Origin of the sequence: Streptoalloteichus hindustanus (genome assembly GCF_900129375.1) — a bacterium.
GTDB classification, from domain to species: Bacteria; Actinomycetota; Actinomycetes; order Mycobacteriales; family Pseudonocardiaceae; genus Streptoalloteichus; species Streptoalloteichus hindustanus.
The window spans coordinates 83,217-106,054 of record NZ_FQVN01000014.1; the positions used below are offsets into that span (position 1 = coordinate 83,217).

Annotated in this window: 20 protein-coding genes; 9 read left to right on the plus strand and 11 right to left on the minus strand. The window is 71.9% G+C overall.

Annotation, left to right across the window (positions count from 1 at the left end; translation table 11 throughout):
- Positions 1-11: 11 nt before the first annotated feature.
- Entirely contained in the window at positions 12-740 is a 729-nt protein-coding gene (locus BUE43_RS28955; RefSeq protein WP_073489426.1) for a TetR/AcrR family transcriptional regulator, read from the minus strand.
- A gap of 197 nt (positions 741-937) precedes the next feature.
- Here BUE43_RS28955 and BUE43_RS28960 point away from each other — a divergent pair, with 197 nt between their 5' ends.
- From BUE43_RS28960 to BUE43_RS28970, 3 genes are all read left to right on the plus strand, one after another.
- Complete coding sequence (locus tag BUE43_RS28960; protein WP_200797711.1) at positions 938-1,771, plus strand: siderophore-interacting protein; 834 nt, start codon at positions 938-940, stop codon at positions 1,769-1,771.
- A 64-nt stretch (positions 1,772-1,835) separates the two neighbouring features.
- Positions 1,836-3,125 (plus strand): DUF6297 family protein, encoded by a 1,290-nt coding sequence (locus BUE43_RS28965; RefSeq protein ID WP_073489428.1) that lies wholly within the window; start codon positions 1,836-1,838, stop codon positions 3,123-3,125.
- 148 nt (positions 3,126-3,273) lie between these two features.
- Positions 3,274-3,744, plus strand: coding sequence for a hypothetical protein (locus BUE43_RS28970; RefSeq protein WP_073489431.1), 471 nt, complete (start codon positions 3,274-3,276; stop codon positions 3,742-3,744).
- Between the two features lie 88 nt (positions 3,745-3,832).
- Here BUE43_RS28970 and wecB read toward each other — a convergent pair whose 3' ends face one another.
- On the minus strand, positions 3,833-5,056 hold the full coding sequence (wecB, locus tag BUE43_RS28975) for a non-hydrolyzing UDP-N-acetylglucosamine 2-epimerase (RefSeq protein WP_234995986.1): 1,224 nt from the start codon (positions 5,054-5,056) through the stop codon (positions 3,833-3,835).
- 141 nt (positions 5,057-5,197) lie between these two features.
- Here wecB and BUE43_RS34455 point away from each other — a divergent pair, with 141 nt between their 5' ends.
- Complete coding sequence (locus BUE43_RS34455; RefSeq protein ID WP_159447807.1) at positions 5,198-5,359, plus strand: hypothetical protein; 162 nt, start codon at positions 5,198-5,200, stop codon at positions 5,357-5,359.
- Entirely contained in the window at positions 5,356-6,786 is a 1,431-nt protein-coding gene (locus tag BUE43_RS28980; protein ID WP_073489433.1) for a glycosyltransferase, read from the plus strand. Before BUE43_RS34455 ends, BUE43_RS28980 begins: the two co-directional genes overlap by 4 nt.
- Before the next feature lie 15 nt (positions 6,787-6,801).
- On the opposite strand, the gene BUE43_RS28985 is transcribed toward BUE43_RS28980, so the two are convergent.
- Positions 6,802-7,389 carry a sigma-70 family RNA polymerase sigma factor gene (locus BUE43_RS28985; RefSeq protein ID WP_073489435.1) on the minus strand — a complete coding sequence of 196 codons (588 nt, stop codon included), beginning with the start codon at positions 7,387-7,389 and terminating at the stop codon, positions 6,802-6,804.
- 137 nt (positions 7,390-7,526) lie between these two features.
- A complete protein-coding gene (locus BUE43_RS28990; RefSeq protein ID WP_073489437.1) occupies positions 7,527-8,255 on the minus strand; it encodes a zf-HC2 domain-containing protein in 729 nt (242 codons plus the stop codon).
- 74 nt (positions 8,256-8,329) lie between these two features.
- On the opposite strand from BUE43_RS28990, the gene BUE43_RS28995 reads away from it, so the two are divergent.
- The 3 genes from BUE43_RS28995 (at position 8,330) to BUE43_RS29005 (ending at position 11,027) form a co-directional block, all read left to right on the plus strand.
- Positions 8,330-8,830 carry a sigma factor-like helix-turn-helix DNA-binding protein gene (locus BUE43_RS28995; RefSeq protein ID WP_073489513.1) on the plus strand — a complete coding sequence of 167 codons (501 nt, stop codon included), beginning with the start codon at positions 8,330-8,332 and terminating at the stop codon, positions 8,828-8,830.
- A 206-nt stretch (positions 8,831-9,036) separates the two neighbouring features.
- Positions 9,037-9,774, plus strand: a complete 738-nt coding sequence (locus BUE43_RS29000) for a DJ-1/PfpI family protein (protein ID WP_073489439.1) — start codon at positions 9,037-9,039, stop codon at positions 9,772-9,774.
- Positions 9,775-10,010: 236 nt separating this feature from the next.
- Complete coding sequence (locus BUE43_RS29005; RefSeq protein ID WP_073489441.1) at positions 10,011-11,027, plus strand: nuclear transport factor 2 family protein; 1,017 nt, start codon at positions 10,011-10,013, stop codon at positions 11,025-11,027.
- 24 nt (positions 11,028-11,051) lie between these two features.
- On the opposite strand, the gene BUE43_RS29010 is transcribed toward BUE43_RS29005, so the two are convergent.
- Positions 11,052-12,923, minus strand: coding sequence for a toll/interleukin-1 receptor domain-containing protein (locus BUE43_RS29010; protein WP_073489443.1), 1,872 nt, complete (start codon positions 12,921-12,923; stop codon positions 11,052-11,054).
- A gap of 393 nt (positions 12,924-13,316) precedes the next feature.
- Positions 13,317-14,216, minus strand: a complete 900-nt coding sequence (locus BUE43_RS29015) for a DUF4231 domain-containing protein (RefSeq protein WP_073489446.1) — start codon at positions 14,214-14,216, stop codon at positions 13,317-13,319.
- Between the two features lie 258 nt (positions 14,217-14,474).
- On the opposite strand from BUE43_RS29015, the gene BUE43_RS29020 reads away from it, so the two are divergent.
- On the plus strand, positions 14,475-14,927 hold the full coding sequence (locus BUE43_RS29020; RefSeq protein ID WP_143174467.1) for a hypothetical protein: 453 nt from the start codon (positions 14,475-14,477) through the stop codon (positions 14,925-14,927).
- Positions 14,928-15,054: 127 nt separating this feature from the next.
- Here BUE43_RS29020 and merB read toward each other — a convergent pair whose 3' ends face one another.
- From merB to BUE43_RS29045, 5 genes are all read right to left on the minus strand, one after another.
- Positions 15,055-15,732: an organomercurial lyase gene (merB, locus tag BUE43_RS29025; protein WP_073489450.1), complete on the minus strand. Its 678-nt coding sequence runs from the start codon at positions 15,730-15,732 to the stop codon at positions 15,055-15,057.
- A gap of 109 nt (positions 15,733-15,841) precedes the next feature.
- Complete coding sequence (locus BUE43_RS29030; RefSeq protein ID WP_083960275.1) at positions 15,842-17,488, minus strand: LCP family protein; 1,647 nt, start codon at positions 17,486-17,488, stop codon at positions 15,842-15,844.
- Between the two features lie 365 nt (positions 17,489-17,853).
- Positions 17,854-19,263, minus strand: coding sequence for an alkaline phosphatase (gene phoA, locus BUE43_RS29035; protein ID WP_073489452.1), 1,410 nt, complete (start codon positions 19,261-19,263; stop codon positions 17,854-17,856).
- A 332-nt stretch (positions 19,264-19,595) separates the two neighbouring features.
- Positions 19,596-21,062 (minus strand): trypsin-like serine protease, encoded by a 1,467-nt coding sequence (locus tag BUE43_RS29040; RefSeq protein WP_073489454.1) that lies wholly within the window; start codon positions 21,060-21,062, stop codon positions 19,596-19,598.
- A 31-nt stretch (positions 21,063-21,093) separates the two neighbouring features.
- Positions 21,094-22,674, minus strand: a complete 1,581-nt coding sequence (locus BUE43_RS29045; RefSeq protein ID WP_234995987.1) for a S8 family peptidase — start codon at positions 22,672-22,674, stop codon at positions 21,094-21,096.
- Between the last annotated feature and the right edge of the window lie 164 nt (positions 22,675-22,838).

The window sequence follows — 22,838 nt, forward strand, 5'->3', positions numbered from 1 at the left end:
CCGGGAAGTTCTCAGCGGGGTGGTTCTGTCTGAGTCGCTGACGAGCCGAGAACCTCATCGAGGGGCCGGCCGGCGGGAAGGCGGCCGACGAGCCCGTCGACCACCGCGGAAAGCAGAACCCGGAAGTACTCCTCCGAGGTGACCGCGGGCAGTGCCGCCTGGGCCGTTCGCAGCAGAGGAACCGCGTCGATGGCGGCCGACACCGCCCGCGCCTCCACCTCGACCGCGTGGGGATCGCTCGCGGCTAGTGCGGCACGGGCCTCCTCGGCGTCGGCGAGTCCGAGGGCGATGGTGGCCACGGCGCTGGTCAGCACGACCGCGGCGGCCGGGTCGTAGCCCCGCCGGCCGAGCGCGGCGACCTCGGCCGTCAGCAGACGGGTTCCGGAGGTTCCGCGCGGGAACATCCGCTGGAGGTAACCGGCCGTGCCGGGGTGGGCGAGGGTGAAGTGCCGCAGCTCGGTGGCGAAGCGGACGAGGTGGGCCGCGACCGGCTCGGCGGGGTCGTCGGTGAGGGTCAGCTCGTCGAGGATCGCCTCGCCGACGAGGCGTTCGAGCGCGAGCCGGCTCGGGACGTGCCGGTAGACGGCCGCCCCGCTGACGCCCAGCGCGGCGGCCACGCTCTGCACCGACAGCTCCGGCAGCCCGATGCGACGGCCGGCGTCGACGATCAGGTCGAGGGACACCTGCGCGGTGCGCCCGCCGGTCTTGGCTCGGCGGGGTCGGTCGGGGGAAGGGGGCACGGGACCGTCCGGGGGAGGGGTTGGCTCGGCGAGATGTCTAAGTTACGCCCCCTATCTTAGATGGGCTAGGGTTGGTAAGGCATGCCTAACAAGCGAGGGGGTGGGTCGAGCGGGACGTGCCCGGCCACCGCCGTCACCAGGGCGCGGCGCGGGTGGAGGTCCCGGGGACCCCTGCCCACGAGGAAGGGAGTCCGGTGATGGCGCGCACCAACCTGTCGGCGACCCGGATCAAGCCCGAGAACTCCGAGACGCTGACGCTGCACGTGCTCCGGCGGGAACTGGTCTCACCCCACTTCGCGCGCGTCACCCTGGGGCGCGGGGAGATCGCGCGCTTCGCGCACATGGGCTTCGACCAGTGGTTCCGCCTGGTCATCCCGGTCGCGGACGACTCGGAGTCCTGGATGCCGCGCAAGCTCAACGCGCTCGCCTTCGCCAAGTACATGACGATGGGCCGGAACTCCCGCCCGATCCTGCGGAACTACTCCGTGCGCGGCTACCGCCCGGACGGCCCCGACGGGCCGGAGCTGGACGTCGACTTCGTGCTGCACGGCTCGGTCGCCGACGGGACCGCCGGTCGCGCGTCCACCTGGGCGCGGACCTGTGCCGAGGGCGACGCGGTCGGCATTCTGGACGAGGGCATCGGGTTCAACCCGCCACCCTCGGTGCGGCGGGTGCTGCTCGTGGCCGAGGAATCGGGTCTTCCCGCGATGGCCGGAATCCTGGCCTCGCTGCCGGCGGACGCCGAGGGCCGGGCGGTCATCGAGATCCCGACGGCCGAGGACCGCCAGCCGCTGCCGGCTCCGCCCGGCGTCGAGGTGACCTGGCTCGTCCGGGACGGCGCTGGCGGGTTGCCCGGCAGCGCTGCGCTGGCGCACGCCCAGTCGCTGCCCCTGCCCGCCGAACCGTTCTACGGCTGGGTCGTCGGGGAGTCCACCCTCGCCGTCTCGCTCCGCCGTCACTGGGTGCGCGCGGGCGTGCCCAAGGGGAACATCATGTTCTGTGGCTACTGGAAGGCGGGGCGCGCGCACTGAGCGCACCGGCGACACCGGTCCGAACCCGCACGGGCGCCGAGCTCGATCCCGGGACGAGCGGGCCGTGATCACCGGCTTGGTCGTCATCGGGGCCGGACTGGTCGTGCAGCTCGTCAGGATCTTGGTGGCGCGTCACGGCACACCAGTTCCCGAGGAGACCGCGGCGGGCTTCCCCGCGTGGCTGGCGGTGGCTGTCACGTTGCTCCTGGTCGGGACCGCGCTGGCCGTGCTCGCCGGGACCGGGCCGATGTGGGCGAGTTCGGCGACCACCACGTGGGTCCTGTCGGCGCCCACGGACCGGCGTGGCCTGCTGCGGAAGTGGTTCCACTGGTTGGCGTTCACGGGGTTGGCGGTCGGAGCGGCAGCCGGAGCGCTGCTCGTCGCGTTGTTCCGGTTGCCCCTGGTGCTCACCACCGGGACCGGAGCGGCGGTGGGGAGTGGGCTCGTCGCGATGTCGGTTCTCTTGCAGATCCGCCAGATTCGTTCGGCCTGGACGCACCGGCCCCTCGTCGCCGCCGGACTGCTGACTGTCCTCTTCGGACTGATCCTGGAGGGCGCCGGCTGGCTGCCGCGCGGAGCGGCTCCGACACTCCCGACGCCGGTCAGCTCGGCGTTGGTGATCGTGGTTGTCGCGGCCGCGGCGATGCTGCTCGTGGCCGCTGATCGACGGCTCGGTCGCCTGACTCGCGGGACGCTGTCGGCGGACGCCCACGTCGTGCCGGCGGCGGCGACCGCCGGCAACTTCCTCGACCTGTCACTGCTTCTGGACGTCCTGGAGCTCCGCCGGTGGCGCCGGGTCGGTCGCGTGCGGCCCCGGAGCTTCCCCTCCGGGCGGTGGCGCGCGTTGCTCGTCGCCGACCTCCGCCGGCAGTTCCGGACGCCGGGGGTGCTGTCGTCGTGGTTGGCGTTGGCCCTGGTGCCCTACGTCGTCGCCGCGGTGACCCCGCTGTGGTCGCCGATGTGCCAACTGCTGACCGCGTGTGTCGCCACGAGCCGCCTCGCCTCCGGACTGCGCGCCGTCAGCGGGTCCGCGGCCCTGCGCCGGGGGCTTGGCGGAGGCGACCGTCCGCTCCGCCTCGCCCACCTCGTCGTTCCCGCGTCCGGCGCGGTGCTGTGGTGCCTGGGAACGGCGCCCGCGACCTGGCAGAACGGTCCCTGGCTGTGGATCGTCGCCGCGACGGGGGCCACCGCCGTCAGCTACCGGATCGCCACCCGGCCGCCGATGGACTACCACGCCGGTGTCCTGGTCGACATCGGCTTCGGCGTGATGGTCCCGTGGGGGCTCCTGCGCCAGCTGTGCCGGGGACTGGGCGTCCTGCTGTCGTTCTCGTTGCTGGTTCGCCTTCTGTCCTAAATGGACAGAAACGTGGGTGCTCGTGGCCACTGCGGTTCTGGTTCCGGTCAACCCCCGAAAGCTGGGGATTCCCTCTGCCTGGACCGGAGGGGGACGCTGTCGTCGTGTTCGCCGTCATGGCGAGCGATGAGGTCTCTGGAGGAGAGGCATGCAGAAGGCACCCCGACTCTCGAAGCTGGTCCTGGTCACGGCGGCCGTCGTCGCCGCCGGCCTGTCGAGTGCCTCCGTGGCGGGGGCCGCGCCGGGCACGGGCTCGACGAGCACGGCCGGCTCGGCCGCGCAGCGGATCGCCGAGTCGCCCGGGCCGGTTCCCGCGTCGCTGGGCGCGTTCGACGGCTTGTGGGCCATGGCGTTGAGCAACGGGTTCGTCGTCCGGCTGGACCTCTCCGCATCCGGCCCGGACGGTGGCTTCACGGGAATCGCGGACTACGCCGGGGCGAGTGGCACGGTCACCGGTCGGCTCAACGGCAACGATGTCGTGTTCGACATCAAGTGGAAGGACGGACGCGTCGGGCGGTGCTGGGGTCACCTCAGCGCTGACGGCAGGGAGTGGTCCGGTGACTCCGTCGACCTGACGACGCCGGGCAGCGAGGCGAAGTGGTGGGCCCGCCGCGTGTAGCCGAGGGGCAACCACGGTCACACCGTTCGGGAACGGCCCGGCTCATCCGCACATCACGTGCCGGTGAGCCGGGCTGTTCCGCCAGCGTTCATCGCAGCGCTTTCGTGGCCACAGCGGAGAACTCCGTCGGTCGGCGTTCGTCGAGCCCCAGCAGCCAGGCGACGGCGTGTTCGGCGCGTTCCGCCGCGCGGCCGTCGCCGAACGGGTTGCCCCGGGCGGTCATGGCGGCCCGCGCCGCCTCGTCGGTGAGCAGACGGTGGGCGGTGGCCAGAACGCGGTCCCGGTCGGTGCCCACGAGCAGGGCGCACCCCGCCTCGACCGCCTCGACGCGCTCGGTCACGTCGCGCAGCACCAGCACCGGAACGCCGAAACTCGGGGCCTCCTCCTGGATTCCGCCCGAGTCGGACAGCACGAGCGTGGCCAGTCGCAGCAGCCGGGCGAGATCGGGGTAGGGCAGCGGATCGGTGATCAACGCGCGGTCCACCGCGCCGAGCGCTCGGACGACCTGCTCCCGCACGGCGGGGTTGGGGTGGGCCGGGAGCACGACCTCCAGGTCCCGGTGGGCCGCGATCAGGGCGCGGACGGCGGCCAGCACCTCGTCCAGGGGCCGGCCCCACGCCTCCCTGCGGTGCGCGGTGACCAGGACCAGGCGCGAGCCGCCCGCGCGCACGCGTGTGTCCAGTTCGGACAGACGGGGGTCGGAGAACGGCAGGCCCCTGGCGACGACGTCCAGCATCGCGTCCACCGCGGTGTTGCCGATGACGAGCACGTTCGGGCCGGCGATGCCCTCGTCGGCGAGGTTCGCCGCGGCCGCGGGCGTCGGCGGCAGGTGGAGCGCGCTGATCTGGCCGACCATCCGGCGGTTGGCCTCCTCGGGGAACGGCGCGGCCAGGTCGTGCGAGCGCAGCCCGGCTTCGAGGTGCACGACCGGGACGCCGTGCCAGAAGGCGGCGAGCGCCCCGGCGAGGGTCGTCGTGGTGTCGCCCTGCACCATCACCGCCGAGGGGCGACCGGCGGCGAACACCGCGTCCAGCGCGTTCACCGCGAACCCGAGCAGCTCGGCCTGGCTGCCGGTGCGGCGCTCGACCCGCAACCGGATGTCCGGCCGGCGGCCGAACGCGGCCAGCGCCTGGTCGAACAGGGCGGGGTGTTGTCCGCTGGCCACGACCACCGGGCGGAGCCGGCCGCTCCGGGCCATCGCGGCGGCGACCGGCGCGAGCTTGACCGCCTCGGGGCGGGTGCCGCCGACGAGGTGGATCTCGGGTCGCCGTTTTCGCCCGTCCGGGTTCACCCGGTCGCGGGTGTGGTGCACGCCAACCCCCTGTTCGCGTGGGTTGTCCCACCCCTCCCGTCTGCGCGACCAGGCCGTTCGGCGTGACACTCGGGACGCGTGCTCTGTCGCTGGAGGTGTGCGGGGGCGGGACTCACCGGGGCTCGGGAGAGGGAGAACGACGTGTCGATTGTCCGTTGCGTGCCGTGGATGCCCCCGGTCGCGCTGGGGCTGGTCGGCACGGGGTGGTCCGGCGTCAGCCTCCTGGTGGGCGCCGTCCTCCTCGTCGTGACCGCGCTCGCGGTGCGGTCCCTCGTGCTGGCCCGGCGGGCGGGGCCGCGGTGACGGCTGGCGACCACTCCGCGTGGTCGTGGCTGCTGGTGGCCCTGCTCCTGGCCTGGCCGGCGCACAACCTCGTCCTCGCCGCCTTCGGCTTCCGGGTGCCGAGACCCCGGCGGCCCCCGTCCCGCCGACCCCTGCACTTCTGGATCATCGTGCCGGCGCTGAACGAGGAACTCGTCGTGGGGAACACCGTCCGGGCCGCGCTGGCGCTCGACGCCCCGTACACGCCGGTGCGGGTGCTCGTGGTGGACGACGGCTCCGACGACCGCACGCCGGAGGTGCTGGCCGCGATCGACGACCCCCGGCTCACCGTGCTGCGCCGGGACCTCCCGGACGCCCGGCAGGGCAAGGGCGTGGCGCTCAACGTCGCCTACCGGCGGATCAGGGAGATCGCGAAGCGGGAGCGCACCACCGACCGCACCGTGCTGGGGGTGATCGACGGTGACGGGCGGGGGAGCCCGAACCTGCTGCGCGAGGTCTCGGCGTTCTTCGCCGACCAGGCGGTGGGCGCCGTGCAGTGCCGCGTGCGCATCCACAACCGCCGACCGGTTCTCGGGCTGCTCCAGGACATCGAGCTCGCCTGCGTGGCGGACGCGACGCAGAGCCTGCGCGACCTCGTCGGCACCGTCAGCCTGGGCGGCAACGGCCAGTTCACCCGGCTGCGCGAGCTCATCCGGTTCGGGGACAACCCCTGGTCGGAATGCCTGGTGGAGGACCTCGAACTGGGCCTGCGCCTGCACCTGGCCGGGGCGCGCATCCGGTACTGCCGCACCGGATGGGTGACGCAGCAGGCGGTGGTCGACTCCCGGCGGCTGCTGCGCCAGCGCACCCGGTGGGCGCAGGGCAACCTCCAGTGCCTCGGGTACGTGCCCCGGCTCGCCCACTCGCCGGCGGTGGGCAGCGTCGCGCTGCTGGACTTCCTGCACTGCCTCCTGACGCCGTGGGCGACCATCCCGCTGTCGGCGCTGGTCGCCGTCGTGCTGGGGCTGACCTGCTCCGGCCTGGTGTTCCCGACCCCGGGGTCGCCCCTGGCGGCGGCCGGCTCCGAGGTGTGGGCGGCGGGGGGAGCGATCCTGGCCGCGGCGGTCGGGCCGGGCCTGCTCTGGGCCGTCGTGCACCGCGGTCGGCTGCGCGACGCGCGGTGGGGCCGGTGTCTGCTCGCCGGCCTGTGCTACCCCGCGTTCCTGCTGCTCGGGGTGGCGGCGACCTGGCGGGCGCTGGTCCGGCACCTGCTGCGCCGCCAGGCGTGGGTGAAGACCGAACGCCTGGTCGAGACCGCCGAGCCGGTGGCGCCGCCTCCGGCCGGCGTGGTCTTCACCCCCGCCCGCCCGGGCATGCGCCTCCTCCGGCTGCGCGGGCGGGCGGAGCGCTCCGGCGCGGCGGCGGACGAGCGCCGGCCGGGCAGGAAGCGGCGCCGCCCCGAGGCATAGGGCGGCGAGGGCCCGTCACATCGCGAGCCGCCGCCCGCCGGGCCGGTCGTCCCAGTTCGGGGAGCTGCCCAGGGAGCTGATCAACTCCTCCCGCGCCCTGGCGACCCGCGACCGGATCGTCCCGATCGGGCAGTCGCACACCTCGGCGGCCTCGGCGTAGGACAGGCCGAGGGCCTGGGTGAGGAAGAACGCCTCCCGGCGCTCGGGGTCCAGCGCGTCCACCAGCTCGCGGAGCGCGACGTACTCCTCGAACCGGGTGCCGGCGCCGGAACGGGCCTGCTCGGCGGCCTGTTGCCAGTCGGGCACGTCGGCCTGCCGGGGCCGGACGCGCACCGCCCGGATGTGGTCGGCCGCCACCCGGCGCGCGATGGACAGCAACCACGTCCTGGCCGAGGAGCGGCCCTCGAACCGGCCGATGCTGCCCAGCGCGCGCACGTAGGTCTCCTGGGCGAGGTCCTCGGCGAGCTGGCTGTCGGTCAGGTGCGCGGCGAACCGCCACACGTCCTGCTGCGTCGCCCGGACGAACCGCTCCAGCGCGGCCCGGTCGCCCCGCCGGGCGGCCATGGCCCACCCGGTGATGTCGTCCTCGCTCGATCCTGACATGCCCCCACCCGTGAACTACGTCCCGAACCGCTGACCGGCCCGGGCTCCCTGATCCGACTAGGCCGCGAGCGCCGGCGACAGCGGGTCGGCGCCGGGCCGCGACCGGCCCGACGCGTCCGACCGCGCCGCCACCCCGCTCACGCGGCGTCGGTCCGACGCTCGGCCGTGGGCCGCAGGGGACGCGGTCCGCCGCCCGCCAGGTCGCCGGACGCCGCCGCCCAGCCCTCGTCTCCGACGTGCTGGTCGCCGCCGGGGCCGGCCGCGAGCGGGCTGCCGGGGACCGGGCGCCGCCGGTGCTCCCGGTGGACCACGAACAGCAGCACCAGCGCGACCAGCAGCGGAGCGTGGGAGAGCACCCGGGCGGGAGTCGTGACGCCGGTGATCAGGTCGTGCGCCGAGTACGCGCCGAGCACCGCGACGAAGGAGCCCAGGACCGGCAGCAGGGCGCCGGCCCGCTCGACGCGTCGGACGACGAAGAGCAGGCCCAGCCCGAGGGCGAGGTTCCAGGCCGCCCCCTCGTTGAACAGGTGGCCCGACGCCCCGCCGTGCCCCGTGTGCCCGGTCATGCTGTTGAGCAGCTGGGAGAGCGCCACCAGCAGCTGCGCGAGCGCGACCCCGGCCAGGGCGAGCCGGGCGGCCACCGCCGGGCGGCGCGGCGGAACCGCGGCGGCGACCGCCGCGACCAGGTCCGGCGTCGCCTCCGCCGGCCGCACCCGGACGGCGCGGGTGAGGGCCTCGGCCCTGACCAGCCACTGGGCACACGCCGAGCAGCTCGCCAGGTGCCGGTCGACCTCGGCGGACGGCACGGGCTCCGCCTCGTTGTCCAGTCGGGCCGAGAGTGCTTCCCGGCAGGTTCCGCAGTCCACGGAGCAATGGTCGTTCGGGACGGCCGCCGAGTTCCCGGCACGTTCGGATTGGTGTCGGATTAGTGTCGGCGACCGTGACCAGCTCTCTCGACGAGGTGACCCGCTGGGCGCTGCGAGCGCGTACCGGCGACGCCGGGGCGTGGGAGCGGTTAGTCCGGGCGACGCAGCGGGACGTGTGGCGGTTCGTGGCGCACCTGGCCGGAGTCGGCCCGGCCGGCGAGCTGACCCAGCGGGCCTACGCGCGTGCGGTGGCGGAGTCGGGACGGCCGTGCGGGCAGTCCTCGGCCCGGACCTGGCTGCTGGCGATCACGCGGCGGGTGGTGCGCGAACACCGCCCGTCGCCGTCCGGTGTGGACAGACTCGGCGGGTTCCCGGAGGTCGAGCGCCTCAACGCGCTGCTCGACGGCCTGGCCACCGACCGGCGCGAGGCGTTGGTGCTGACCCAGGTTCTCGGCCTGTCCTATGTGGACGCAGCCGAGGCGCTGGAGTGTCCGGTGGGGACGGTCCGGGCCCTGGTCGCCCGCGCGCGGGAGGACCTCGTGCGGGCGGTGGACCAGCGGGCCGAAGCCGGGTAGGCGCCGAACCTCAGGTGTGACCTCAGTCACTGCTCGCGAAACCGGTGAACCTGTTGTGAACAGGGGAAACGCCGCCACGGCCGGCCCGAGGACGTGTCTCCACCGGGTGTTCGCGGGGCAGTCTCCACAGTGGTCTGCCCGGTCCCGGGAACTGGAGGCGCGTTCCGTGCGACTCCTGCACCAGGAACCCACCTGGGGAGGTCATCGTGGAACGTCGTTCGTTCCTGCGTGCGTCAGCGCTGTCCGCCGGAGCCCTCGGCATCGCCGGCGCCGCGAGCGCCGTGGGCGCCACCGGGGTCGCCAACGCCGCCGAGGCGGACAGCGCCGCCGACGCGCCGTCGGCCGCCAGGCCGTTGCGCGTCCAGATCCTCATGTACGACGGCGTGGAGGAGCAGGACTTCATCGCGCCCACCGAGGTCCTCGGGCTGGCCAAGGCGTTGGGCGGCGCGCTCACCACCACCCTGGTCTCCGTCGGCAAGCCCGGCTTCGTCAAGTGCACCTACGGCACGCGGGTCGAGGTGCCGCAGACGTGGTCACCCCACAACGCCGACCTGCTCGTCGTGCCCGGCGGCGGCTGGCGGCGGAAGGACGAGCCCGGAGTCCACCAGCTCATCGCGGACAAGGACTTCCTGCGCCGGCTCGCGGCGTCCCGGTCGAAGTTCGCCGGGATCTGCACCGGCGTCATGGTGTTGTCTGCCGCCGGGATCACCCGCGGCCGGCCGGCCACGACGCACCACGCCGTCAAGGCCGAACTCGCGGCCCAGGGCGCGCAGGTGGTCGACGCCCGCGTCGTCGACGACCGCACGCTGATCACCTCCGGCGGCGTCACGTCCGGCCTGGACCTGGCCCTGTGGATCGTGGAGCGGTTCCTGGGCGCCCAGCTCGCCACGCGCGCGGAGACCGTGCTGGAGTACGAGCGCCGAGGCACTGTCTGGCGTCGCTGAACCCCTGTCGTGGGCCGCTGCCCCACCCCCGCCCAGGGGCAGCGGCCCGCTCTGGTTCCGCCCGTCGCCGGGTTTTCCTGTTGTTGTTGTGCACATTCTGTGAAGGTCCGGTCGCGTTGGGGATCTTCTGGTTGTTCTGGCTGGTGGGGCGGGGGCATTACCTGTGACGTAATTGGCTTCCGTTGGTCTGGCTGAAAGTCTCGTGACATCAGCGGAAAGGCCGGAAGGACTTCGTCATGAGCAAGCGTCAGATCGCCCTCCTGGGGTTGGCAGCCACCCTGTCGTTCGGTGTGGCCGCTGGGCCGGTCGCCGCGGCGGAGGCCGCTCCCGACACTGTCGCCGCCTCCGCCGCCTGTCCCGCCGTCGCCAAGGTCAAGCGGGTGGAGGGTTGGGTTTCGCCCAACGCCTGCGCCTTCATCACCAAGCAGGTCGCCTTCGGCGAGATGAAGACGTTGCCGGACGCGCAGCGGCGGGTGGACGCCTACGGTGACATCTTCGCGCCGGACGCGACCCTGTGGGAGCCGGCCGAGCCGGGCAAGTTGGTGCGGGGCCTGGATGACATCAAGGCGTCCATCAAGGGGACTTTGGCTTCGCTGCCCGACTTCCAGTTCACCGGCGAGCGGATCTCCGTTGACGGGCCGGTGGTCATGTTCGGGGCGAACAACACGGTGACCGTCAAGGGACACGCGATCACTTACCCGGCCATCTACCGGGTGCTGCTCGGTGATGACGGCAAGGTGATCCAGGGGCGGCGCTACTACGACCGGTCGCAGTGGTTCGCTCCGCTCGATTCCACTCTGCCGAAGGTGTTCGACGGTGTCGCGGACAGCGGGCCGACACCGTCGAGCGCCAAGGCGCCCACCGTGGACGAGATCATGGCCAGGGGTAAGGCGTGGAACCGGGGAGACGTCGAGGCGCTGGTCGCCCCGACGGGCGGCGCGCCCCTGTCCGCTCCCGGTCTGGAGGACCGCGTTCTGCGGACGACGCAGGGCAAGCGCGACTACCTGAACCGGTTCTTCGGCGCGGCCGAGGACATCCAGCTCCAGCTCGGGCAGGTGGCCCGGTCGCAGGACGCGACCGTCGTGGAGTGGTTCGGCACGGTGCGGACCCAGGGGCGCGTGGTGAGCTTCGGGATCATCGAGCGCATCGGCCACTCGCGTGGCAAGGTCACGCAGTGGAGCCTGTCCTTCGACACGCTGCCGCTGGTCGCGGACGGCAAGAAGATTGTCGAGCTCTATGGTCTGCTTCGCTGACGCCGCAGGGACCTCGCGAGCACGTCACGGAGATGTCGGCAGCGGTGCGATGAAAACGTAGCCGGCGGTGAGGGCGGCGCCGAGCAGGACGAGGGTGAACGAGACGAGCCGGGGCACGACCGCGCTGCTCTCGTTGCACCTCCTGTCCGGCGCCGCCGCCGGCAGCCAGTGCAGGCGGAACGCGCGGTGGAAACCGGCCATCCAGACCGGGAGGAGCACCACGACCAGCACGCGCACGGCAGGGGGGACGGAACCGGTCGTCGGGATCACGAGAACCCAGACGAGACAGGTGGCGAGGATCAGCCAGGCGCGTGTCCGCCACTGCCGGGGAGTGAGCGTCCGCACGGCGGTTCGCCCCGCGAGTCGCAGGAGCATCCCGACCAGCAGCAGGGAGATCACGGCGAGGGCGAGTCCGCGCCCCGACGCGGAGGAGCCCGCGATCAGCAGGCCCAGCGGAGCGACCGCGACGAGGAGCGCCACGAGCTGGACCACGCGGAGAAAGCTGGTCAGGTAGGTCGGGCCGCGGAACCGCTCCATCGCGAGCGGAACGGTGGTCGGAACCGGCCGTCCCCGGCGCGCGGGCAGGACGGAGCGGAGGAACTCGTACAGCGACGCCGGGTCCTGGCCGCGGAAGTCCAGCCACTGGTGGCGGCGCACCAACTCGGTGTCGGCGTCGACACCCACTGGCGGCAACAGGCTGGTGGCCAACACGAAAACCGTGTGGTCGCCGAAGAGCGCGTGTGCCGAGGACAACATCTTCCAGTCGGTGTGGGCGCTGACGATGACGAACGACCAGTGGGCGTCGACGGTGTCCCGGTCGAAACCGGCGGCCCCGCAGGCGGATTCGATCAGGTTCGCGATCGGTCTGTCCGCCGGGTGCCGCACGATGTCGTAACTGGTCGCCGCGCCCACGCCGGCCAACGACTCGCGCAACGCGGCGAACCGGGGCTGGTAGCTGGTCCACTGGTAGGCGAAACTGCGTTTGAGCGCCTTCGGACGCAGGACGACCCGCCCGAGAACGCGATGACGAATGTGGTGCTGCCCCTCGCCGGTCGGCATCCACAGGTGCACGGTCCGGGACCAGGACACCAGGACGACGCCCAGGACGGACACCACGACGCCGGCGGCGAAGTAGTCCCCGAAGGCTCTGTTCCGCGCGAGCGGCAGTGTCTCCAGGTCGAACAACATGATCACCAGAAGGGCCAGGAAACACTGCCGCAGCGACGAGGGCGTCGCGCGCCGTTCGAGCAGACGCAGGGCCACGGTGGCGAATCCCCCGGCGACCACGGCGTTGCAGAGCGCCAACACCAGGAAGAACCGGGCGTAGCGGGTGTCGTAGATCGACGAGCGGTCGGCGCCCGCCTGCGCCGCACTGGCGGTGTACCTGGTGTGGAGGTCCCAGTCGAGCAGCGTCGCCGCCGCCGTGCCCACGATGCCCAGGCAGAGCAGGACCATCAGCGACAGAACGGCGAGCGGAACGGCGGGGCCACGGCGGAGAGCGGTGGACGGGACGTGCTCCCCGTCGGCCAGTTTCGCCGCCAGGGCCCGAGCCCGGGACCAGAACCGGGTTCGCAGGTCGTGGGTGGGGCAGTGGGCGAGCTCCTCCGGCAGCGAGACCGTGTGCACCACGGCGACGTGGACGGGAATGCCGAGGGCGAGCGCACGTGTCCACTCCGCCCGCACGTAGTCCGACGCGAGCGCGGCCGGCGAGGCCATCAGCAACAGGGCGTCGGCGGTGTCCAGCGCCGTGTCGATACCGGCGGCCCAGTCCATGCCGGGGCGGAGGTTCTCGGCGTCGAGCCAGGCGCGCACGCCGTCGGACTGGTTGATGACCGCCGTGACGGATTCCGCGTAGTAGAACTCGGTACGTGAGTAGCTGACGAAGACATGGCCCACGCATGCTCCCGGTGTCCTCGTGACCACAATGACCAGTTCTTGACGAGCAAGTGTGGCCGCCGATTCCTGGCGCGCGGTAGACCTCGTGGTGGCTTTCGGGTGCCGACATCAGGGGTAACGGCGCCGTTCGCGTCGTGGCGCCTCGTGCGCGGATCGCCGGAGGTCCCGGTGCGCGAGGGGAGAAAAGTCATGCCGGAGACGGAAGATTTTCCACCGAACGGACCAAAGGGGACGCGGCTCGTCGGCTGGGCTCCGCGCGCTCCTCCGGTGGGCGGTTGTGCCTGCGGTGTCCATCGGCCCACGAGGAGGAGCAGTTGATCACGCCGGAGAAGCCCGCCCCCTTCCTCCGGCGGCTTTCCCGACTCCGGTCGGGAAAGCCGTGCGGTGCTCGGATCACCTGCCGTGGGAGGACCGCCAGGTGCTGTGTTCCCGGCTGATCGCCGCCTCCGCGTCGGCGACCGCGCTGGCCCAGGTCTCCTCGTCCAGCTCCCGGCTCAGTCGCTCGTGGATCAGGCCCAGCTCGTGGCTGGCGAGCACGTAGGCGTTGACGAGCGTGTTGTGCTGTCGGGTGGCCATCCACGCGGCCACCGCCGAGATGAGGGCCGCCACGATCCCGGCGAGGTCGAAGGAGACGAGGTCGCACGCCTTCGCCAGTGCGGCGGCGACGCCGAGGACTTCGAGCAGCAGCGCGAGCACCCGGTACCGGTTCGCCCACCGCTGGTGGAATTCCGCCCTGCCCGCGTACCAGTCGCGTTGTTCCTCGATGCGGTTGGTGAGATAGGTGCGTTTCCGGACTTCCAGGGGAGCCGCCCGCAGCTCGCGCATCCGAGGGCTGATGGGCGCCGACCGGCTTGGCAGAAGCTGCACCGACGCGAGGTCCGCGCGTTGCGCGGCCAGCCGTTCCAACAGCAGTTGAGTGCTGTCCTGGTCCGGCAGGCTGGTGGGAAAGGGCGTGGCGCCGACCATGTAGCGCCAGGCCAACGTCTTGGTCGCCTCCGCGAGGGCCCGGCCCCGGTGCCATGTCCGGTTCGGTTGGCCGCGCAGCACCAGGACGTCGACCGCCAGCGCGGACACGAAGCACAGCGCGGTGGCCACCGCGCACACGTCGATTCCCGCGCTGCCCACGCGGACGGTGACCGCCGCCGTCGCCGCCGCCAGCACAGCCAGCACCAGCCGTGCCCGCACCGCCCGCAGGTACGCCCGCTGTCCTCGTAAGGACGCCTGGTCGGCGGCCTGGTACACGCCGGGGTAGTCCCGGTACGCGACCGCGTCGCCCGGCTCGCTGCTCGCCACTCCGCACCACCTCACCCAGCTCGAACCCGCACAGCATCACGCCCCGTGATCATGCTGTCCAGCACGGTTGCGCCGTCATGGACGCCGGCGGCCGAGCGGAGGTGTAGGTGTCCACAGTGGACAGAGAGGTCGCATTGCCCTCCTGGAGAACCTGTCAGATGTTCCGCGCCGCGACACGGACAACAAGGCGCTGGCGTCGCTGGGACTCGTTCCGCGTCAGGGCTACGCTCGACTCCGAATGTTCGATTCGGTCACTATGTGAGTGAGACGCCGATGAACAAGTCGGACAACGCCGGACCGCGGTCGCTGACCCGGCCGCTGGTCCTGCTCCTGTTGGCGCTGGTGGTCGGCTGGCTCGTCCTGGTCGTCGCGCAGATCGGCGAGTTGCCGGCCTCGGGGCGCGAGACACCCGACAAGCTCAGGGCGGCCGTGGCGGACGCGCTGGGCCACAGGTCGGCCGACGAGCTCCAGGAGCTGTTCAGCAAGGAATCCGCCGGCAAGAAGTACGCCGAGACCTACCTGAAGAGCTGGGAATCGCTCCAGGCCTCGGATGTCCGGGTCGAGCTCTCCCCGGACACGGCTCGGGTGCTCGTCGCCGCCACCGCTGGGGACGGCAACCGCGTGTGCGTGGGCTGGCCGGTGGCCCAACAGCGCGGACTCTGGTACCTGGAAGGAGTCCCGGCGCTCCAGGGCGTCACCTGTTCCACCTGAGCGCTCACCAGAACGCGGTCGCCTGGTGCGGTGCGGCCGTTTCCGCGAGATCTCGCGCGACGAACCGCACGGTCGTGGTGGCGGGACGAGCGGCCACCACCGCGTTGATTTCCCCGGAAGATCCCCGTCAGGCGCGGGGCAGGCCCCAGAACGGCCCTCGCAACCCGACTTCGTGGAAGTACTCGGCCGCGGCCGAGGGTTCCCGTCGCTGGTATCCGCGATCCAGCCGGCCCGCGTACCAGCCGCGCGCCAACCGCCACAACTGGGGCAGATCCATGACACAGCCCCGGTCGGACCGCGTGCGCTCCAACCAGTTCGTCACACAGGTTTCCGCGCAGAAGATCCGCTGGTTTCCGCATGCCCGAACGACGTCGTCCCACACCCGGTCGACCGGCGTCAGGAAGTGCGCGACCAGATCGGACTCCGGCGGCGCGTCCCGCCGCACCACCACGGCGTGCGGCGCTCCGCAGCCGGGGCACCGGGTCGCCACCAGCACCTCGTCCTCCTCGGGCAGGAGGTGCGGGATCGCGAACGAGTCCCACGCGCACCCTCCCCACCACAGGGTTCGCCGGCCCATCACGGAGAACCCCAGCGGCACCGCCGAGAACGGGTGCGCCATGACGATCTGGCCGTCCGGCCCGAGCACCAGGTCCCGGTGCTCGTGCAGTCGCCGCAACGCCTCGTCGACCTCCGTCGGCGCGAGCCCCGTGCGCCGGGCCAGGTCGACCCGAGACGGCGGAGCCCCGTCGGAGGCGAAAGCGCGGTACACGACCAGGCGCACGTCCTCGACCTGCTCGGTGTCCACCCGGGCTCCCTCTACTCGGCGGCGGTGTTTCCGCTCCCAGCATTCCGAACGGCGGCAGCTCCGTCACGCCTGATCCAGATCTCGGTGCTGTTGTGGGTCGCGTTCGGACTCAGTCCACGCAGGGGATTCCGCCCATGTCCACCGAGTGGCCGGGCGGAGCCGGGGCCTGGGGAGCGACGGGGACGCCGTGGGCGGCGGCTGGGCCGACCCCGGCGGGGGAGCCGGAGGGCGCCGGCAGCGCGCGGGGCGGGCGGAAGTTGGAGCCGAGCAGCACCCAGACCCGGTTGGCGGGGACCTGGCGGTCGGCCTGGACGGGGAGCCCGCCCAGCGTCTGGGCGATCTTCTCGGCGTCGGCCCTGGCGCCGTCGCCGTACCGGATCAGGGAGCTGGCGCGTCCGGGCACGGTCTGCACGTCACCCGCCCGGTATCCCTGCTTCGCCAGTGCCGAGGAGACCGTCGCGGCGAGACCGTCCACACCGGACGCGTTGAGCACGTCGACCGTGGTCGAGGGGGAGCGCGAGCCGGTCGGGTCGGCGGGGGCGGCCGGTTCGGCCGGCCGCTCGCCGAACGCCTCCCGCACGATCGCCTTGATCTTGGCCGGGTCGACCAGGTTGACGTCCTGCCCGTTGATCTTCTGGAACCCCTCGATCGGCAGCGTCTCGAACCGCATGTCGCCGCCGGTGAGGTTCTGGCTCTGCCTGGCGAACGTGAGCAGGTCCCACCCCTTGTCGATGACCACGTCCTTCTTGGCGACGTCGAGGAGCCGGCCGAGGGCGGCGGGGTCGGTGAGGACGCCCTGGCCGCGGAGCTTGTGCGCCACCGAGGCGAGGAACGCCTGCTGCCGGCGGGTCCGGTCCAGGTCGCCGTTGGTCAGGCCGTGTCGCTGCCGCACGAACGCGAGGGACTGGGAGCCGTCGAGGGTCTGGCGGCCGGCGGGGAAGTCGGCGCCGGAGAAGCTGTCCCGCACGGGGTTGTTCAGGCAGACCTCGACCCCGTTGAGCGCGGTCGCCAGGTCGTAGAAACCGGCCAGGTTGACCTCGGCGAAGTGGTCGATCCGCACCCCGGTCAGCTCCCGCACGACGTCGAGGGTGGCCCTGCGGCCCGCCTCCCGACCGCGCTTCTCCAGCGTCGGCCGGTCGTGCACGCCCTGGGCGGCCAGCTTCTGCTCCTCGTGGTACTTGGCGCGGCCGTACGCCTCCTTGATCTTCCCCTTGGTCTCGCCCGGAATCCCGACGTAGCTCACGTAGTCGTCCCTGGGGATGGAGAACGCCCGCGCCTTGCCGCCGTCCGCCGGGATGTGCATGAGGATCAGGGTGTTCGTGTTGTACCCGCCCTGGGTGCCGTCGCCGGCGTGCAGCTTCTCCAGGATCTCCTTCGGCAGCATCTCGCCGTTCTGGTCCTTGCGGCTGTCCAGCCCGATCAACAGGACGTTGACCGGCTCACCGGGGCGGACGCGGCTCTCGCCGCCGATGGCGTCCGAGGTGGTCAGGCCGTCGGCGAGGTCGCGGTACCCGCTCCACGCCACCCCGCAGGCGAGCAGGACGCAGACCGAGGCCGTGGCCACGAGCGTGCGCCCGGCGACGAGCGGCGCCCGACGTCGGCGGGGCCGTGCGCGACGGGACGGGGCGGCGGCGGTCGAAGCGCGGCTGTCTGGTCCACTGTGGACAGCACGGGGAATCTCCTCCGTCGTCGCCTCGCTCGGCGTTCCGGCCCGAGGTGGACGGGGTTGCGCGGGCTCGTGCCGCCTCTCGCTCATCGTCCACCTTTCTTCTCCGCCGAGCCCTGTTTCTCCCCGCGAGCCCCGGAGCCGTCACGGTTGTTCCAGGGCGTGCCGGAACGCTTCGTGCCTTTCTCCGTGGGGAGTGGGCGACCGGCGTCACGATCCGCAGCAGAGTGCGCGTCAGCCCGGAGCGCCAGCCGCCTCCTCGATCCTCACCGAGTCAGCCCATCGACCCATCGCCCGATCGGACAGGTTGCGGTCGGGGCCGAACTCCTCCGATCGGAGTGGCCAGGTGGACGGCGTTCGCGCTGCGAAAAGCGAACGGCCCCGCCCCTCAGGAACTGAGGGGCGGGGCCGGAGCGGGCGCGAGCCCGGTGGGCCGGGCCGAAGCGGAACCGGTGTCAGCGAACCCCGAGCGCGCGGCTGAGAGTGCGGAACAGGTCGGTCTGGTCGGTGACGCCGACCACGTTGGCGGCCTGTGGGCCGTAGCCGGCGATGCGGACCTGGGTGCCGGTGTGCTCCTGGGACTGGCCGGCGGGGTTGGTGGCGTAGTTGATGGTCATCGGGGCGCCGTCGTGGGTGACCAGGGTGGCGGTCTGGCCGGGGCTCTTGGCGTCGTTGGGGATGATCTGGCTGGTGTGGCCGTGGTCGGCGGTGACGATCACGAGGGTGTCGGGGTGGTTCTTGGCGTAGTCCATGCCGGCGGCGACGGCGTCGTCGAAGCCGATGGTCTCGCCGATCTGGCCGCAGGGGTTGGCGGCGTGGTCCTGTTTGTCGATGCTGGCGCCCTCGACCTGGAGGAAGAAGCCCTTGCTGGTCCAGCGGTCGCGGCCCTTGCGTTCGAGGAGGTCGAGTGCCTTGCGGGTCATGTCGGCCAGCTTCGGCTGGCTGGCGGGCAGGGTGGTGTTGGGTTGGCAGGTGGTGGGGGCGGTGCCGCCGACCTTCGCGCCTGGGCCGGTCCACTGCAGGTCCATGTTGCCGTCGGTGAACAGGCCGAGTACCGGCTTGTTGGCGTGGGCGTCGCGCAGGCTGTTGGCGTCGGTGACGATCTGGTAGTCGGCGGCCTTGGCTTGGTCCAGGACGGTCTTTCCGGCGAAGGGGCCGGCCTTGACGGTCTGGCGGAAGTACTTGGCTCCGCCGCCGAGCAGGACGTCGGGGCGGGTCTGGACGAGTTGTTCGGCGATGGAGCCGGCGCCGCCGTTCTCCTTGGCGTTGACGGCGCACTTCGCGCTGGTCTCGTCCGGCCCCTTGCAGTCCCGGTTGACCACGTGCGCGCCGAGTACGGCGGGGGTGGCGTCCTGCACCTCGGCGGTGGTCACGTCACCGGTGCGGAAACCGTTGCGCTTGGCCAGCTCCAGGATGGTGGGCACGGGCTTGCCCTGCGGGTCCACCGAGATCGCCCCGTTGTAGGTCTTCTTCCCGGTGGCCCAGCCCGAGCCCGAGGCGGCCGAGTCGGTGACGTAGTCCGGCTTGCTGGGGTCGCCCTTGGTGACCGAGTAGGTGGTGTAGGCGCCGGTGAGCGGCAGGGCGTCCATGGCCAGCCGGCCGGCGGCGCCCTTGGCGTAGTTGCGGGCGATGGTGATCTCGGAGTCGCCCATCCCGTCGCCGATGAACAGGATCACGTTGCGGGCCCTGCCACCCTGGATCGCCTGCCGAACCGCGTGGGTTCTGTCCACAGAGGACGAGTTGCCCCGCGCCGCCAGCTCCTGCGGCGACTCGCTCTGCGCGAGCGCGGCCGGAGCGCCCACGGCGACCGTCAATCCCAGGACTCCGAACGCCAACCACCGGCGCGGTCCACTGAGGACTCGCATGTACAACCTCCTGCACGGGAAAACGCGACGCCGAAGTACCGCACCCCTTCCTGTGTGCGAACGAGCGAGGAGATGACGTCGAGCCGACCACTCGGTGAACAGACGGTCATCACAGTGTGTTCTGCTCGTGAATGTCCCCCGTGTCGGATTGGTGCAGTGGGTGCGGTGACGTCCCGCTTTCCCGATTGTGTGTCCCATGTGGACGCGCGCGGTGTTTTCCTCACTACTCACCGTGAGGGTGACATGGGGGTGGGCCGGTGGTGGTGGAAGTGTTGCCACTTCCACCACCACCGGCCCGATGAACCGTTATGTGGAGAACCGCGGTCTCGGCGTCACTTCACGGTGAGCACGAACTCCGCGCTGCCCGACTTGCCAGCCGAGTCGGTCGCGGTGATGACCACCTTGTACGTGCCGGGCTTGAACGGCGCGAAGACGGACATCGACGAGGTGCCACCGGGCTCGACGCTCGACGGGAAGAACGACGGCGCGAACTGCAGGCCCTTGGCGCTGAGCCGGCTGGCGCCCTTCCCGCCGGTGACCGTCACCTCCGCCTCGACCATGCCGCCGCGCTGAACCGTCGCCGAGCCGGGCGCGACGGTGGGCCGCGGCCCCTCGGTGGTGTCACCGTCGCCCACCGTCAGGGAGTACTCGACGGTGCGCTTCGCGGAGGCGCCCGCGGCGACGACGGAGATCTTGTGCGTGCCCTTGGGCGTGTTCGCGGTCGTCTCGAAGGTCAGCTTCGCCGTGTCGCCGGAGTTGATCGACGTCGGCTGGAACGTCGCGGTGACCCCGGCGGGCAGGCCGGACGCGGACAGCTCCAGCTTCTCCGCGCCCTGCTTGCCGGCCTTGCTGGTCAGGGTCGTGGAGACGTGCTTGCCGGGCTCGACCTTCCCGGAGGACGGCGTCAGGCCGACGGTGAACTTGCCGTCGCCGGGGTGGTCGCCCCCGCCGATCTCCTTCTTGGCCCAGTCACCCATCTCGTTCGTCAGCCGGGCCATGATGCTGTACCGGTCGCAGTTGGACGCGCCCCACGAGACGACGCCGACCACCACACCGTCCACGGTGTACGGTCCACCGCTGTCGCCGGAGCACGTCCCGATGCGGCCGTCGTCGTAGCCGACGCACACCATGTACTCGCCGTTGACGCTGACGTCGAAGACCTGGCAGTTGCCCGGGTCGTTGATCGGCATCGTGGCCTTGTAGAGGACCCCGGAGGTGCCGCCGGACGCGGCCGTGCGGCCGTAGCCGAGCGCGAAACCGGTCTTGCCCGGCTCGGTGAGCCCGCTGTCCCCGGAGCCGGCGACCTTGGCCCACTGGCTCTCCGGCACCGGGATGTCGTCCTCGGTGGTGATCACCGCGACGTCGAAGCCGTTCTTCCAGCTGCCCGACCCGGTGTACTTCGGGTGGACCTTGTACGACGCCACCTTGGTCCGGAACGTCGCGCCCTCGGGGGTGTTCAGGTCGTCGTCGCCGTAGACGTAGCTCTTGTCGCCGCCGACGTCGATCATGCAGTGGGCCGCGGTGAGGATCTTGCGCTTGCCGACGACCGAGGCCGTGCAGGACTGGCCCTGTGGGCCGCCGCCGCCGACCCGGAGGCCCGCGATGACCGAGGGGTGCTCCTTGACGGTGGTCCGTTCCCCGTTGACGACCTGGGTTCCGGCCCTGGGCTCCGGCTGGTCGGTGGGGATGGCCGCCTTGCTGACCGGCCGGACGGGGTCGGCGGCGGCCGCGTGGAGGGTGGTGAGCGAGGACGCGGCGAGCGCGATGGCGCAGGCAGCGACTAATCGTCGCACTGTCATGTCATGCCCTTCGTGGTCGGGGGAGGCGCCGTCAGAGGGTCAGGGTCCAGGAGTTCAGGACGCCGCTGTCGAACCGCTGCACGTCGGCGACCCGCAGCTTCCAGGTGCCGTTCCTGGTCTCGGCCGAGACGTCCACGGTGTACGTCCGGCGCACGCCGTCCGACTCGTCGACCCCACCGGCCTTCTTGAGGTTGGTCACCTTCCCGGACGGGGTGACGAGGTCGATCGCCAGGTCGGCCGGGTACGGGTGCTTGATGTCGACGCTGACCGAAGTGGACGCCGGGGCGTTGCCCGCGCAGGAGCTGACGGTCACCGGGCTCTCGATCGCGTCACCGGCGTCGGGGATCGGCGTGGCCTTCCCGTTGGTGGCGGGCGGACACCCGTTGCCGCCGGACCCGATGAACCCGGTGTAGAGCAGCTTGTCGGGCGTGTTCGCCGGCAGGTTGGGGATCTTGCCGCTGGTCGCGTTGGCGGCCAGCGCGTCGTGCACCTGCTGCGGCGTCTCGTCGGGCCGCCACGCGCGGTACATCGCCGCCGCGCCCGCGACGTGCGGGGTGGCCATCGACGTGCCGGTCATGGTGGCGGTGCTGCCGTTGTTGAGGCCGAGCGACTCGACGTTCACCGCCGGCGCGGAGATGTCCACACAGGAACCGTGGTTGGACCCCGAGTAGCGCCCGTCGCGGCCGTTGGAGTAGGCGGTTCCGCCGACCGTGACGGCCTCCGGGACCCGGGCCGGGCTGACGTCGCAGGCGTTCTTGTTGTCGTTGCCGGCGGCCACGACGAACAGGTGGCCCTTGGCGGTCGCGTTCTTCAGCGCCTCGTCCCCGACACCGGCCTGGTCGAAGCCCAGGCTCATGTTCACGACGCTGTTGCGCACGCCGTTGGCGGCGATCCACTCCATCGCCTCGACGGTGGCCGAGTCCGGTCCCCGTCCCTGGCAGTCCAACACGCGCAGCGCGACGATCTTGGCCTTCTTCGCGACACCGTAGGTCTTGCTCGCGACGGTGCCCGCGACGTGCGTGCCGTGGCCGTTGCAGTCGACGCCGTTCTGGCCGTCCTTGAGGAAGTCGGCGGCGATGGTCGCGCGGCCCTCGAAGTCCGGGTTGTCCTTGATGATCCCGGTGTCGACGACGTACACAGTGGACGCGTCGGCCTCGTTGTTGTACCGGTACCGGTTGTCCAGCGGCAGGTCCCGCTGGTCCACGCGGTCCAGTCCCCATGTGGGGTCGCTCTGCTCGCCGGTCGCGGTCGTCGTGCCGTCCTGGTAGACCTTGCGCACCGCGGGGTCCGCCGCGATCCGGCGTGCCTGTTGCTCGCTCATGCCGTGCACCGCGAAGCCGCGCAGGGTGTGCTCGAACGTCGCCTTGACCTGGCCGCCGTAGCGGCGGGACAGGTCAGTGGCGGCGGCCTGGACCGCGGGCTGCTTGGCCTCCGACCGCGCGTCGTGCAGCACGACGATGTAGCTGTCCTTGATCGGCTGCTTCGCCTGCACCACCGCCCCCTCCGGCTCCGCGTGGGCGGCCAGGCCGCCCAGCGGGAGCAGGAGCGCGGCCAGCACGGCGCCGCCGAGGACTTTTCGAGACAGCGACGAACCCCGTAAGTGTTGCGACATTCCAACTCCGTTCCTCGTGCGCCGCGCGGGGGCGCGGGGCGACGTCGCGGTCGCGGGGGGGCAGGGGAATCGTGGCGACCGCGACGACGACTATCCGATTCTCCGGCGCGTTGGCACAACGGTTGCGGAGTTAGATACGGGTACGCAGTTATTGGTCACGCCGG